This window comes from Roseivirga sp. UBA838 (assembly GCF_002296035.1).
Classification (GTDB): Bacteria; Bacteroidota; Bacteroidia; order Cytophagales; family Cyclobacteriaceae; genus Roseivirga; species Roseivirga thermotolerans.
The window spans coordinates 94,046-107,434 of sequence record NZ_DBHC01000033.1 but is presented as its reverse complement, the minus strand read 5'-3'; the positions used below and the strand labels follow the sequence as shown (position 1 = coordinate 107,434).

At 43.6% G+C, this 13,389-nt stretch carries 12 protein-coding genes; 8 read left to right on the top strand and 4 right to left on the bottom strand.

What is annotated here, in order from left to right:
• Positions 1 to 61 precede the first annotated feature (61 nt).
• The 3 genes from B3O12_RS11585 to rho all read right to left on the bottom strand — a co-directional run bounded on the left by B3O12_RS11585 (position 62) and on the right by rho (position 5,537).
• Positions 62 to 1,198 carry a formimidoylglutamase gene (locus tag B3O12_RS11585; protein ID WP_286756393.1) on the bottom strand — a complete coding sequence of 379 codons (1,137 nt, stop codon included), beginning with the start codon at positions 1,196 to 1,198 and terminating at the stop codon, positions 62 to 64.
• 69 nt (positions 1,199 to 1,267) lie between these two features.
• Positions 1,268 to 3,676, bottom strand: a complete 2,409-nt coding sequence (locus B3O12_RS11580) for an ABC transporter permease (RefSeq protein WP_286756392.1) — start codon at positions 3,674 to 3,676, stop codon at positions 1,268 to 1,270.
• A gap of 256 nt (positions 3,677 to 3,932) precedes the next feature.
• Positions 3,933 to 5,537, bottom strand: coding sequence for a transcription termination factor Rho (gene rho, locus B3O12_RS11575; RefSeq protein ID WP_189629218.1), 1,605 nt, complete (start codon positions 5,535 to 5,537; stop codon positions 3,933 to 3,935).
• 242 nt (positions 5,538 to 5,779) lie between these two features.
• On the opposite strand from rho, the gene serS reads away from it, so the two are divergent.
• Positions 5,780 to 7,051, top strand: a complete 1,272-nt coding sequence (gene serS, locus B3O12_RS11570) for a serine--tRNA ligase (protein WP_286756391.1) — start codon at positions 5,780 to 5,782, stop codon at positions 7,049 to 7,051.
• 139 nt (positions 7,052 to 7,190) lie between these two features.
• A complete protein-coding gene (locus tag B3O12_RS11565) occupies positions 7,191 to 7,652 on the top strand; it encodes a GNAT family N-acetyltransferase (RefSeq protein WP_189629216.1) in 462 nt (153 codons plus the stop codon).
• On the opposite strand, the gene B3O12_RS11560 is transcribed toward B3O12_RS11565, so the two are convergent.
• The gene (locus B3O12_RS11560) at positions 7,649 to 7,951 is read right to left on the bottom strand and encodes a DUF4286 family protein (RefSeq protein WP_189629215.1); all 303 of its coding nucleotides are present in this window, start codon (positions 7,949 to 7,951) and stop codon (positions 7,649 to 7,651) included. The two genes, B3O12_RS11565 and B3O12_RS11560, sit on opposite strands and share 4 nt — an antisense overlap.
• A gap of 75 nt (positions 7,952 to 8,026) precedes the next feature.
• Here B3O12_RS11560 and B3O12_RS11555 point away from each other — a divergent pair, with 75 nt between their 5' ends.
• The 6 genes from B3O12_RS11555 to B3O12_RS11530 all read left to right on the top strand — a co-directional run bounded on the left by B3O12_RS11555 (position 8,027) and on the right by B3O12_RS11530 (position 13,381).
• Positions 8,027 to 8,677 (top strand): carotenoid biosynthesis protein, encoded by a 651-nt coding sequence (locus B3O12_RS11555; RefSeq protein WP_189629214.1) that lies wholly within the window; start codon positions 8,027 to 8,029, stop codon positions 8,675 to 8,677.
• Positions 8,678 to 8,719: 42 nt separating this feature from the next.
• Positions 8,720 to 9,169 (top strand): sterol desaturase family protein, encoded by a 450-nt coding sequence (locus tag B3O12_RS11550; protein ID WP_189629213.1) that lies wholly within the window; start codon positions 8,720 to 8,722, stop codon positions 9,167 to 9,169.
• Positions 9,170 to 9,173: 4 nt separating this feature from the next.
• Positions 9,174 to 10,076: a MerR family transcriptional regulator gene (locus B3O12_RS11545; RefSeq protein WP_286756390.1), complete on the top strand. Its 903-nt coding sequence runs from the start codon at positions 9,174 to 9,176 to the stop codon at positions 10,074 to 10,076.
• Positions 10,077 to 10,516: 440 nt separating this feature from the next.
• The gene (locus B3O12_RS11540; protein ID WP_286756389.1) at positions 10,517 to 11,023 is read left to right on the top strand and encodes an RNA polymerase sigma factor; all 507 of its coding nucleotides are present in this window, start codon (positions 10,517 to 10,519) and stop codon (positions 11,021 to 11,023) included.
• A 16-nt stretch (positions 11,024 to 11,039) separates the two neighbouring features.
• Positions 11,040 to 12,515: a phytoene desaturase family protein gene (locus B3O12_RS11535; RefSeq protein WP_286756388.1), complete on the top strand. Its 1,476-nt coding sequence runs from the start codon at positions 11,040 to 11,042 to the stop codon at positions 12,513 to 12,515.
• 32 nt (positions 12,516 to 12,547) lie between these two features.
• Positions 12,548 to 13,381, top strand: a complete 834-nt coding sequence (locus B3O12_RS11530) for a phytoene/squalene synthase family protein (RefSeq protein WP_286756386.1) — start codon at positions 12,548 to 12,550, stop codon at positions 13,379 to 13,381.
• Positions 13,382 to 13,389: the final 8 nt, after the last annotated feature.

Here is a 13,389-nt window from a genome sequence, read left to right as displayed (position 1 = left end):
AAAACAGGCCTCTCCATGGATGGTGGGGAGGCCGCCTTTTGAACTATCTGTATGGTGTGGTTTAAATAAGTTTGCCCTGAGCTTTTATCCAGCGCTCAGGAAAATCGCCATGTGTTGCGGTAGTATAGTCTTCGTATGAACAAGGAATGTAAGCCCTGTCCATAAAGTTTTCACCATAATTCACCAGCATCCACCACTTTTCGGTGAGCTTACTTTTAAAGAAGGTCATGGTATCGTCAGTACCCTCAAAGCTCACCGTGTACTTGGTGTACTGGTCTGAGTTAAATTGGCCTGTATCTCTTCGGTTATAAAAGCCTTCTATAAAGTACCAAATCATGGTACTGATTATGGCTCCCGTAGAATAGTGTTGATCGTCCAGGTCGGGGTTATATTCGGCTATACTTACGGAGCTCATTTTCTCATTCATGCCGGCATACCACATCAGCTGGCAGGCCTCTTCACCGGTAAGGCCAAAGGGTTGTGCGGCTGCGTTGCCTGTAGCATCGGCCGCCCTAATGGCCGTAATATCGAAAGTCATCATATTGGCCATGCGCACAATGGGTTCTGCATGTGCGAATTTTTCGCGTAACTCGCCCAGTCTCAAAGCCTCAAAATAGAGTTTATCTAAGGCCGTTAAGGCTCCTGCCTCCACCAGATAGCTTTGGTGTGCCAAGTGATTGTAGCTAAACATAAAGTTGGGCTGATGGGTAATTAGCCGTGAAAGAAAGGTCTCGTTAGCATCGCCTTCCTCTTCCACATCCAGCTTGGCGTCTACGTTGAGTACCGATATTAGATCCTTTTTACTTTCGTAGGCCAGGTACTGCGGCAGAGCAAAATCATGGGTACCTCCTATAATTATAGGAATCACTTTAGCGGCCAGCAAATGTTCACAAACCTCGCGCAGTCGTTCGGCCGTGTCTTCATGATTTTCTCCATTCTGAAGATTCCCCAGATCGGCCAACCTGTAGGTATTGCTGCTTCGCTTTAGCCGGTAAAACTTTTCTCTAATCCGATCGGCTGCACCGCTAACTCCCACGTTTACCCGAGTACCTCGATTGTCGGTGAGGCCCACAATGGCAATGTCTGTTTTGGTAATATCTAAGCCAGGGTCATTTAGCTGCTTAATGCTATTGCCGAGTGCAGACTCATGCAAACCATCAATTTTTGGAGGGGCTTTAAAGAAGAGTTGTAGGTTCATAGGCTCTGTTGAAATCCAAAATTAAAGATATAGGATTTCAACTGACAATACCTCACAGAAACCTTCTCCTTATTCGTACCTCAATGATTTTATGGGGTTGGCTCTTGCAGCCCTGATGGACTGATAGCTAATGGTGAGCAAGGTGATTAGCAACGCAAAAGCCAAGCTAATTATAAAAGCGATTGCTCCTATCGAAATACGTTCGGCAAAACCCGCCAACCAGTTATCCATAGCGAAATAGGCCAATGGCGAGGCCAGTACAAAGGCAATTACTACCAGCTTTAAAAATGCCCCTGATAGCAGAGCCACAATTCCGGCCACGGTAGCTCCCAACACTTTTCGAACACCAATCTCTTTCATCTTTTGCTCGGCAGTGTAGGAAGCCAAACCATAGAGCCCCATGCAGGCAATCCATATGGCCACAAAAGAGAAAACAGTAAATATGCGACTGAAATTGGCTTCCGCCTTATATTGTTCATCAAAATCCTGATCAAGAAAATAGTATTCAAAAATCCGGTCTGGCATTATTTCATTAAACCTGGCCTCAATTTCATTTACCACCTGACCAAACCCATCGGTGGCTACATTTACCGACAGATAACCGGGTGTTCGGTCGGTCAGCATTACCATTATGAAAGGTTCCACCTCTTGCTGAACTGACATGAAGTAAAAGTCTCTAACAACTCCAATTACCCTACCTTGGCGGTTCTGCCAGCGCAAAGGTTTGCCCAGGGCGGCTTGAGGCGAGTCGAAGCCTAGCCGTTTTACCCCTGACTCATTGAGAATGAACCCTTCCGTTTCATCGCTGGGAAAGGATCGATCGAAGCCCCTGCCTGCGGCCATTTTCAGACCATACAGGTCAATGAAATCATAGTCAACCGCCAAAAAGCGCATGTCGCTCCATTCGGCATTATTGTCCCACCCCAGTCTCACAACATTGTTACCAAGCTCTACACCGGGCACATTGCTAGACAGGGCAGTGCCCTTTACCGCAGCCGTTTGTTTTAGCTCATCGCGCAACACAGCAAATTTCTCAGCTGTACCCTGTCCAAAACGAGTAGGCAGGTATATCATTCGCTCCTTTTGAAAACCCAGTTCCAATTGACGCATGTATTGTAATTGGTTAAAAACCACATAGGTAGAAATAATGAGCGCAATAGAGATTACGAACTGAAAGACTACCAAAAATTTTCTGAGCATTGCCCCTTTTGAAGAATTCTGAAAGCTTCCTTTGAGCGTTTCAACAGGCTTGAAAGAAGAAAGCACCAGAGCAGGATAACTACCGGCCAGCAAACCCACAAGCATGGTGATGCCCAGAAGAATTACTGCCGGCCCCGGATCTGACAGTGGATTGAAAACAAGCTGTTTATTAGTAAAATCGTTGAGCAAGGGTAAAGCCAAAAGTATAAGAGCCACCGAAAGCACCATAGCCAGAAAAGAAAGCACCACCGACTCATTCAAAAACTGAACAATCAAATGCTTCTTATAGGCTCCCACCACCTTTCGTACTCCCACTTCTTTGGCCCTTTTTACCGAACGCGCAGTGGCAAGGTTCATAAAATTAATGCAGGCAATAAGCAGTATGAACAGACCAATGAGGGCGAATATCCTCACATTGTTTATGTTGCCTCCCGGAGCAAACTCTGCCCTAAAACTGCTCTTCAGGTGAATATCCTTCAGCGGCATTAGATAGTACTCTTGCCTATAGCCCGAACTCTCTTCCTGATCCAGTATATACTTGGCAGAAATGCGTTTTATTTTATTCTCCAAATCCTCAGGGTCTGTCCCTTTTTGGGTTTCCAAATACACATAAGTGCTAAAATTCCACCAGTTGTTTTCAGAGGTTCTATTGGTAGCTCTTAGAGTTTCAAAAGAGGCTAGCACATGGAACTTTAGATGAGAGTTGTGAGGAATTGGAGCCAAAATACCTTTAACTGTAAGTTGGGTGTTAAAGTCGGGGAGGCTCAACACCTTGCCCATAGGATCGGTACTGCCAAAATACTTCTGAGCTATGTGCTCTGAGATCACTACCGCAAAGGGTTCATTGAGAGCCGTGCGAGAATCGCCCTTTAACAAAGGAAAATCGAAAACGCTGAATACAGCAGAGTCGGCATATACTACCTCTTCGTAGAACCGCTCCACACCTTCCGGCCGCTCAACCACCACATTCTGGCTCTTTCTAAATCTTACTGCTTTTAACACTTCCGGGTAATCTTTGACAAAATACTGCGGCACCCAGTCTGACATAACCGCCCACTTTTCAGTACCTCCATTGTTAGGAAGTGAGTATTCACAGGCAACCCGGAAAATACGGTCTGCTTTGGTATGTTGGCTATCAAAAGTCAGTTCATCCTGCACATAGAGGTATATGAGAAATGAACAGGTAATACCAATGGTAAGCCCAAAAATATTTAAGAAAGAGTAGGCCCTGTTTTTAAGCAGTGACCTGAAAGCAATTTTTAAGTAGTTTGTAAGCATACGGCTCCGGGTTTGAGAGAAACATATGCTTAAAAGACTGGCGAAGGGTGAATTCGTTACACTACGAACTAAAAGAATGGATATTAAAACCTTGAACCACCGTAGCTCAAAGCCACTTCCAGCACGGTAGTGAAAAAAGAAAGCTGTCTAAAAGATTTCTCATTTTTTACTCCAGAGATTCTGGTTAGTCTCCACTACTTAGGGAGTAAATGAGAAGTGCCTTCCAGACAGCTTCGTGTATTTCGAATTATTTATCTTATCCGTTCATTGAAATCAGGAACTCGTTGTTGTCGCGAGTACCTTTCATTCTGTCGAGCAAGAACTCCATGGCTTCTACAGAGTTCATGTCGGCCATAAACTTGCGAAGTATCCATACGCGTTGCAATTCTTCTTTGCTCATGAGCAGATCTTCTCTTCTGGTACCCGATGCCGGAACATCGATAGCCGGGTATACTCGTTTGTTCGCCAGTTTTCTATCGAGCTGAAGTTCCATGTTACCGGTACCCTTGAATTCTTCAAAGATCACCTCATCCATTTTTGAACCAGTCTCAATAAGTGCAGTGGCTATGATAGATAGCGAGCCACCATTTTCTACATTTCTGGCTGCTCCGAAGAAACGCTTAGGCTTGTGCAATGCGTTGGCATCTACACCACCGGAAAGAATTTTTCCTGAAGAAGGCACCACAGTATTGTAAGCACGAGCCAGGCGGGTAATGGAGTCGAGTAGAATAACTACATCATGTCCACACTCTACCATACGCTTAGCCTTTTCCAGTACTATGTTCGACACCTTCACGTGTCTCTCGGCCTGCTCATCGAAAGTAGAAGATATTACCTCTGCTTTCACGCTTCTGGCCATATCTGTTACTTCTTCCGGACGCTCATCAATAAGCAAAATAATGAGGTAGCACTCCGGGTGATTTTCTGCTATAGCATTGGCTATCTCCTTCAGCAATACGGTTTTACCCGTTTTGGGCTGAGCCACAATCATTCCCCTTTGTCCTTTACCAATTGGAGCAAACATGTCCAAAATACGGGTAGACATAAGGCTTGGCTTGGTGCTCAACTTAAGCTGTTCTTCAGGGAAAAGTGGAGTCAGGTATTCAAACGGTACTCTGTCTCTGATTTCCTCTGTGGTTTTTCCGTTTACAGACTCAACACGCAGTAAGGCAAAATACTTTTCACCTTCTTTTGGTGGTCTAATCTGTCCTTTCACCGTATCACCGGTTTTCAGGCCAAACAGCTTAATTTGGGAAGGAGAAACATAAATATCATCCGGGCTGGCCAGGTAGTTATAATCTGAAGACCTGAGAAAACCGTAGCCATCCTGCATCATTTCGAGTACACCTTCATTTTCAATCAGGCCATCAAAATCTTTAATGTTTTGATTGTACTCTTGCTTTTTGCGCTTGTTTTCTTTTTTCTCTGAACGTTCCGTTTTTTCGTTCTGCTCGGTTTTCTCTGCTTTTTCAGGCTGGTTTTCAGCACTCTTCTCTTTCGAAACCTCTTTCTTTTCCTCGGTAGGAGCTTCCTCTTTCGGGTTGCTGGCTGCGGCAGTATCCGTCACATTTTCTCTGCGTGGCCTTCTGCCAGACTTGTTGTCCGACTTGGGTCGCCTTTCGCGCGGCTCTGGTTTAGATTCCTTTTCTTGTGTGGTTTTCTCATCTTTAGGGGAGTCGGCTCCGGTGTCGGAGTCTGCCTTCTTGGGCAGTTTTTCGTCTGGTGTAATCGCCTGCTGATCGAGGATAGCGTAGATGAGATCTTGCTTGTTCAGCTTTTTGAAGTTCTTTACACCAAGATTTTCAGCAATTTCTTTCAGCTCTGAAAGAAGTCTGAGCTTCAGTTCTTCGATGTTATACATAAATGAATTTATTGGGAACCCTCGAATCTGAGGATTTTAAAAATGATTTCGGTTAAATGATTTGTAGTTAGAGATGATTGTTGGAAAGCATCCGATCATCTAAGGACAACGCAATATTAGACCAAACATTTAAACTCTCAAAATTTAGCCATTGTTTTTATTCGTTTTGCAGCTTTTATGGCCGTTTTTGGGCTTTTTATTCAGGCGAAATAGATAATTTAGCGCCCAAATTCAAAAAACTAATGCTTCAGGTAAATAACATTCTTGCTGAAAAAGAGAAATATGTGGCCGGCCTTAAGAAAAGGAACATCAATAACGCCACAGCCTTGTTGAACGAAGTGATTCAGTTAGACGAATCGCGCAAAAAGACACAGCAGGAATTAGACTCCAATTTGGCCGAAGCCAATACCATAGCCAAACAAATTGGGGCGCTTATGAAGCAAGGCAGAAGAGAAGAAGCAGAACAAATAAAAACACGTACTGCAGAACTCAAGCAACTGAACAAGGAACTTGCCGATCGGCTGAATGAAATTCAGTCGGAACTCACTCATAAGTTATACAACATTCCAAACGTACCGCACGAATCGGTTCCTGCCGGTACTTCGGCCGATGACAATGAGGAGATTAAAAAGGCAGGCGAAATTCCGCAATTGCACGGACAGGCAGTTCCCCATTGGGATCTCATTAAAAAATACGACATCATAGACTTTGACCTGGGGGTAAAAATTGCCGGTGCGGGTTTTCCTGTATACAAGGGCAAGGGTGCCCGTTTACAAAGAGCCCTGGTCAATTATTTTCTCGATGAGGCTGTAAAAGCAGGCTATGCCGAAGTGCAACCACCCATAGTGGTAAATGAAGCCAGCGGATACGGCACCGGCCAGTTGCCCGACAAAGAAGGACAGATGTATCATGTACAGGCCGAAAACCTATATCTGATTCCAACGGCAGAAGTGCCCATTACCAACCTTTACCGCGATGTGATTTTAAACGAAAGCGAATTACCGGTGAAGAACGTTGGTTTTACACCCTGCTTTAGGCGAGAAGCCGGTAGCTGGGGGGCACATGTAAGGGGCTTGAACCGACTACACCAGTTCGACAAGGTAGAAATTGTTCAGATTAGAAAACCTGAGGAGTCTTATCAGGCGCTGAACGAAATGTGTGCACATGTAGAGCACCTACTGAATAGTCTCAACCTGCCATACCGAATACTGAAACTTTGTGGAGGCGATATGGGCTTTACCTCTGCTCTAACATATGACTTTGAGGTATACTCAGCCGCTCAGGAAAAATGGTTGGAAGTTAGCTCTGTGTCTAACTTTGAAACTTATCAGGCCAACCGTCTTAAACTGCGCTACAAAGACGAAAGCAAAAAGTCGATTCTTTTGCACACCTTAAATGGTAGTGCCATGGCTCTGCCGAGAGTTATGGCAGCCATTTTGGAAAATAACCAAGATGAAAATGGCATTGCCATTCCGGAGGTTCTGCATATGTACACCGGTTTCGAACGAATTTAATGACACCATAAAAACTCATGAAAAGCAGGTCTTTATATATAAGGACCTGCTTTTTTATACCCTCCCACTTGCAAAGCCTCGTCAACCATAAAGAGTCGTTTGGCTAGGAGGCCTCAAACTCATGGCTTAACTTGCCTCTATGAAAATTCGAAAAGGTGTAAAATCAGACCTGCCATCTGTACTTGAGCTAATAAAAGAACTAGCCGTTTATGAAAAGGCGCTTCATGAAGTAGAAATAACCCTTGAACAACTGGAAGAAGACGGTTTTGGAGAAGAGCCGGTTTTCCAATTTTTAGTGGCAACGGAAAATGAACAAATTGTGGGCCTGGCACTTTACTACTTTCGTTATTCTACCTGGAAGGGCAAAGCCATATACCTGGAAGATCTGGTGGTTAAAGAATCGCACCGTGGAAAGGGCTATGGTCAAAAGCTTCTCGATGCCATTGTGGAAGAAGCTCGACAAACCGGATCGAAGCAAGTCAGGTGGCAAGTGCTGGACTGGAACGAACCAGCCATTAACTTCTACAAAAAGCTAGGCGCTCACTTAGACGGTGAGTGGATTAACTGCACGCTCACTGCCAAACAAATAGCCAACTATTAAACCGTTTCGAGCAAGGTTCTAAAGGCCGCAAACTGATTAGGGAACTGTAAGTGGTGCTTCTGCTGAAGTTCAGGGGCAAACATTGACAGATACATCTGTACGTTGTTCATGTGCTCAGCAAAGTATTGAATACTGTAAGAAGAAGATTCCGGATCGTCCGTATTGAGCACCTTAAAGAACTTATGATCTAAAAACTGGTTGGTAGCCAGCACTTCCGGTATGTGAATGTCTTTCATCCATTTTACCCACTCCTTCTCCACTTTTTTATCGATCGCTACTGTAACGTTATATAGAATCATTTTTTGTCCTTTGGCCTCAAAATTAACCTTTATTTTTGAGCAAACATTTTTTAAGCCAACCGAGTTTCTCTCCCTATGCTTGCCAAGATAGACCAACTTCCTTTTGTCAATCAAAAAAATGCCTTGTGGCTTTTGGTGGCCATGCACCTGGCCGGTGCAGTAGGACTATACTTTCAAGGCACACAATCGCTTTTCCAGAGCCTTACCCCTTTCAATCTGCTGGCTACGGCTGCCATTGTGCTCCACTTCGAAGAACAAAAGAAAAGGGGCTACTTCCTGTTCATAATTCTCACCTTTGGAATTGGCTTTTTTGCCGAGGTTGTGGGCGTAAAAACAGGCCTATTATTCGGCCACTACACATACGGAAACACTCTGGGCTGGAAATTGCTGGACGTTCCCCTTGCCATTGGATTAAACTGGGTGGTGCTGGTATACTGTGCAGGCATGCTGTCCAAAAAGCTCACCAAGTCGCTGCATGTGGCGGCACTGCTCGGAGCCCTTATAATGACTCTGCTAGACCTACTCATAGAACCTGTGGCCATTACCTACGACTTCTGGCAATGGAAAGGCAGCGAAATTCCAATGACCAACTACGTGGGCTGGTTTGTGCTGAGCCTTGGGCTTCAATACCTCTTTAATTTTCTTGCTCCCCGGTCAAACAATCCTCTGGCTATTAAGCTTTTATTTATACTAGCCGGTTTCTTTGCCGTGCTCAATTTAATTTGAAGGGTTTAAAACAATTGATTATACATAGAGTTTGAAAAGCAAATGTGGAACGCAGTTCTATGGACATTAATGGGTTTTTGTTTGATGGAAGCCTTTTCATGGGTAATTCATAAATATTTGATGCACGGTGTACTTTGGAATATTCACAAAACTCACCACACCCATGGCAAAGGATTCTTTGAACTCAACGATGTGTTTACTTGCATCTTCGGAGGTACGGCCATTGCGCTCATTCTTCTGGGAGTAGAACAACTAGACTATCGTTTTTGGATTGGCTGCGGTATTAGTCTTTATGGAATGTCGTACTTTTTGCTTCACGATGTACTTATACATCGAAGGTTAAAATGGTTCGACAAACCCAAAAACAAATACCTCAAAGCTATAGCAGAAGCCCATAAGGCCCATCATCAAACACAGAAAGAAAATGCTGTGTCTTTCGGCTTATTTGTCGTGCCGAGAAGGTTTTTGAAGGAAGAAGGAAATAAAGAGTAGGGGATTGGCAAATTATTCGATTAAAGATTTAGAACACCTTTCGGGAATTAAAGCGCATACGCTCAGAATTTGGGAGCAACGATATGGGCTCATCAACCCGAAAAGAACAGATACAAATATCAGATTTTACGATCAGGACGATCTGAAATTGATATTGAACGTGTCTTTGTTGAAAGATAACGGATTCAAAATTTCCAAAATCGCTCAAATGAGCAAAGAGGAGATGCATGAAACCGTCTTGGAAATTGCCGACAAGGCCACCAGCTTTGCCGATCAGATTTATGGCCTCACTCTGGCCATGATAGACCTTGACGAACAACGGTTCGAAAAAATAATTTCATCCAATACACTTAAAATTGGTTTTGAGCGCACCATGCTCAATATAATCTATCCATTCCTCACCAAAATAGGAATCATGTGGATTACCGATTCCATCAACCCGGCTCAAGAGCACTTTATTTCTAATCTCATTCGGCAAAAAGTAATCGTAGCCATAGACGGGCAATACGAAACCTTTGATGAAGAAGCCAAGAAGTATATGCTCTTTCTCCCGGAAGGCGAACTGCATGAACTAAGTCTTTTGTTTGCCAACTACCTTATTCGTGCTCGAGGCAATCGCGTGGTCTACCTGGGTCAAAATATGCCCTTCCAAGATTTACAAGTGGCCTTCAACGCCTATAAACCTGACTACCTTCTCACCATTATGACCACCAAAGACCGAAACATATCTACGGAAGAATACCTGGCCAATCTGGCCGATAATTTTTCCGATACCCCCATATTGGTGGCCGGCAGCCAGGTAATTGGACAAGATTTGGAATTGAAAGAAAATATTGTTCAGATAGCCAATCCCAATCATTTGCTTGAATTCATAGAAGAGCAGCAGGGACACTCAGTTAGCCGATAGTTTCTCCAATATTTTTAGAGGGTTACCTAGTTAAATCGTATAACATACGTTTAGACATTATTTGTGTCTTCACAAACGGTTCTTATAAGACGCTCTTAAGTCAAAGCTTGTAACTCATGTTGTTGGTTTACTTCTATGAGATAGATACCACCCCTTTAGTAAAAGTTTTGAGTTACCTCAATCTTTAACACTTCCCTACACCGTATATAAACTGTGGCACTCAGGATGTAAAGTGCGGCTTACGGCATTCTAAAAATATTTATATGTACATACCCTTAAACACAAAGTGTTTAATGATTCATGGCAATACTGAACCAAATTTTAATCAAAACGAGTGTAACGTATTTTTTTGTTTAACGTTTGAAATAAATATTTCCACAAAATATACTTGACTTTTGTTTAACGTTTTACAATATTTGTTCAACATTAACGCAAACACTATGACTGCTCTGGAATATAGTTACACCATTGCGCAAATGACCAAGTCCTTAAAACCATTTGCACTAAAGCTCACAAAGGATTCTGAAGATGCGAACGACTTGCTTCAGGAAACACTCATGAAGGCCTACAAGAACAGGGAGAAATTTTCTGAAGGCACCAATCTGAAGGCATGGTTATATACCATCATGAAAAACACCTTTATTACCAATTACCAACGAATGGTAAGAAGAGGCACCTTTATTGACACTACCGACAATCTTCATTTTATTAACTCCAGCAATACTAAAATTGAAAATGGAGCCTACGGAAATTTTGCACTGAAAGACATTAACCATGCGATAGATTCGCTGGACGATGTGTATAAAACTCCTTTTATGATGTATTTCAGAGGGTTTAAGTATCATGAGATTGCCGATAGACTCGAAATTCCTATTGGTACGGTAAAGAATAGAATTCATATTGCCAGAAAGCAATTGAAAGAAAAACTTAGAACATATAGAGGCTAGTGCTAGTTTAGCCTAAATGAATCGGAAAAAGGCACTGGTTATAGGTTCTGGTTTTGCCGGACTGTCTGCCGCCATTAATCTGGCCGACAAAGGTTTTAATGTTACTATTCTAGAAAAAAATAACTCCATTGGAGGAAGAGCCCGACAATTTACCGAGTCGGGCTTTACTTTTGATATGGGCCCCAGTTGGTACTGGATGCCCGATGTGTTCGAGTCCTTCTTCAATCGGTTTGGCAAGTCAGTTTCCGATTATTACGAGCTGGTAAGACTCGACCCTTCCTACCAGGTAATTTACGAAGGTGGTCAAGCCATGCCTATACCTGCAAAAATGGACGCGCTTAAAAAATTGTTCGACTCTCTGGAAGAAGGTGCGGGAGATCGGCTGGAAGCATTTCTGAGGCAGGCGGCCTATAAGTACGAAGTGGGAATTAACCAACTGGTATACAAACCGGGCCGATCGTTGAAAGAATTTGCCAGCTTGAAACTACTTTTTGATGTGGTAAGAATGGATGTGTTTCAGTCCATGGCCCGGCATGTCAGAAAATACTTTAAGCATCCAAAGTTGGTTCAGCTTATGGAGTTTCCGGTACTCTTCTTAGGTGCTTTACCGCAAAATACTCCTGCGCTCTACAGCCTGATGAACTATGCCGACATGGCCTTAGGCACATGGTACCCAAAAGGTGGTATGTATAAGATTGTGGAAGCCCTGAGCAGCTTAGCCTCCGAACTTGGTGTTGAAATAAAAACCGATCATGAGGTGACCTCCATTGTTAGTCACGGACAAAAAATAACTCATGTAGAAACCAACAAAGGTAATTTTCAGGCAGACGTGGTTGTTGCCGGGGCAGACTATCACCATGTAGATACTCAACTGCTCAACGACTCCACAAGAAATTACTCCGATAAGTACTGGGACAAGCGTGTTCTGGCTCCATCCTCTTTACTCTACTATATTGGGCTCGACAAAAAGCTCGAAGGGCTTTTGCACCACAACCTTTTTTTCGATACGGATTTCGCTCCCCACGCCCATCACATATACACCAACCCACAGTGGCCAGAAAAACCACTGTTCTATGCTTCGGTTACTTCTAAAACCGATGAAACCGTTGCCCCGGAAGGCTGTGAAAACTTGTTTCTCCTTATTCCCGTAGCCCCCGGGCTGCAAGACACCGACACCATAAGGGAGCACTATTTTGAACTAATCCTGAAACGAATGGAAGACTACTGTGGCCAAACCTTAGCCGAGCACATCGTTTATAAGAGGAGCTTTGCCCATACCGACTTTGTAAACGACTACCACTCCTTCAAAGGCAATGCTTATGGACTGGCCAATACGTTGCGGCAGACGGCCATATTAAAACCGGCACTCAAAAATAAACACCTCAAGAATCTTTACTACACCGGTCAGCTAACAGTACCCGGTCCCGGAGTACCTCCCAGCCTGATTTCAGGAATTGTAGTAGCCAATGAGGTGGCCAAAGATTTTTCATAAACCTCTTACCTCATATTTAGTTATCTTTAATTATGAAGCTATTTGATCAAACCACACTGGAGTGCAGCAAGCTGATTACTCAGCGCTACAGCACTTCGTTTACCCTGGGCATTAGAACCCTGCACAAAAAGCTCCACTTTCCTATTTATGCCATTTATGGCTTTGTGAGGTATGCCGATGAAATAGTGGATACTTTTCACTCTAAAGATAAACTGGCCCTACTAGATAAATTCGAGCATGATACCTTTGAGGCCATTTCTGAAAAGATAAGTCTAAACCCAGTGTTACATGCCTTTCAGTTGGTTGTGAACCAATACCAAATAGACCATCAGCTCATTAAAGCCTTTTTGCATTCTATGCGTCTGGATCTTAGCGAAACAAGTTACAATCAGGAAGGCTACGAAGAATACATTTATGGTTCTGCCGAAGTAGTTGGACTCATGTGTCTGAAAGTATTTTGCAATGGCAACAATCACCTGTATGAGGAGTTGGTACCCCCCGCCAAAAAATTGGGAGCAGCATTTCAGAAGGTTAATTTTATTCGCGATATCAAAAGCGACTATGAAGAACGTGGTCGCGTTTACTTTCCGGGAGTCAACTTTAACGACTTTAGCCTATCGGCCAAAGAAGCCATAGAAGCAGACATTCAACACGATTTTGACGAGGCGCTGGCGGGAATCAGAAAGCTACCCGCAGAAGCAAGGCTTGGGGTTTACCTGGCCTATAGATATTACCTTAAACTCTTCAAGAAAATAAAAGCCTGTCCTCCGCAGCGCATTAAGGAAGAGCGAATTCGCATACCCGACACCCGCAAGCTTACCATGCTACTGGGCATATATTTCAGGCACCGCATTCACGCCATCTAGGCCCTACA

Excerpts from the sequence above, each read along its gene's own strand:
- B3O12_RS11565 (WP_189629216.1), top strand. The coding sequence starts at position 7,191 with ATGAAAATTCGAAAAGGTGTAAAATCAGACCTGCCATCTGTACTTGAG.
- serS (WP_286756391.1), top strand. The coding sequence starts at position 5,780 with ATGCTTCAGGTAAATAACATTCTTGCTGAAAAAGAGAAATATGTGGCC.
- B3O12_RS11530 (WP_286756386.1), top strand. The coding sequence starts at position 12,548 with ATGAAGCTATTTGATCAAACCACACTGGAGTGCAGCAAGCTGATTACT.
- B3O12_RS11540 (WP_286756389.1), top strand. The coding sequence starts at position 10,517 with ATGACTGCTCTGGAATATAGTTACACCATTGCGCAAATGACCAAGTCC.
- B3O12_RS11550 (WP_189629213.1), top strand. The coding sequence starts at position 8,720 with ATGTGGAACGCAGTTCTATGGACATTAATGGGTTTTTGTTTGATGGAA.
- B3O12_RS11555 (WP_189629214.1), top strand. The coding sequence starts at position 8,027 with ATGCTTGCCAAGATAGACCAACTTCCTTTTGTCAATCAAAAAAATGCC.
- B3O12_RS11580 (WP_286756392.1), bottom strand. The coding sequence starts at position 3,676 with ATGCTTACAAACTACTTAAAAATTGCTTTCAGGTCACTGCTTAAAAAC.
- rho (WP_189629218.1), bottom strand. The coding sequence starts at position 5,537 with ATGTATAACATCGAAGAACTGAAGCTCAGACTTCTTTCAGAGCTGAAA.
- B3O12_RS11585 (WP_286756393.1), bottom strand. The coding sequence starts at position 1,198 with ATGAACCTACAACTCTTCTTTAAAGCCCCTCCAAAAATTGATGGTTTG.
- B3O12_RS11560 (WP_189629215.1), bottom strand. The coding sequence starts at position 7,951 with ATGATTCTATATAACGTTACAGTAGCGATCGATAAAAAAGTGGAGAAG.
- B3O12_RS11535 (WP_286756388.1), top strand. The coding sequence starts at position 11,040 with ATGAATCGGAAAAAGGCACTGGTTATAGGTTCTGGTTTTGCCGGACTG.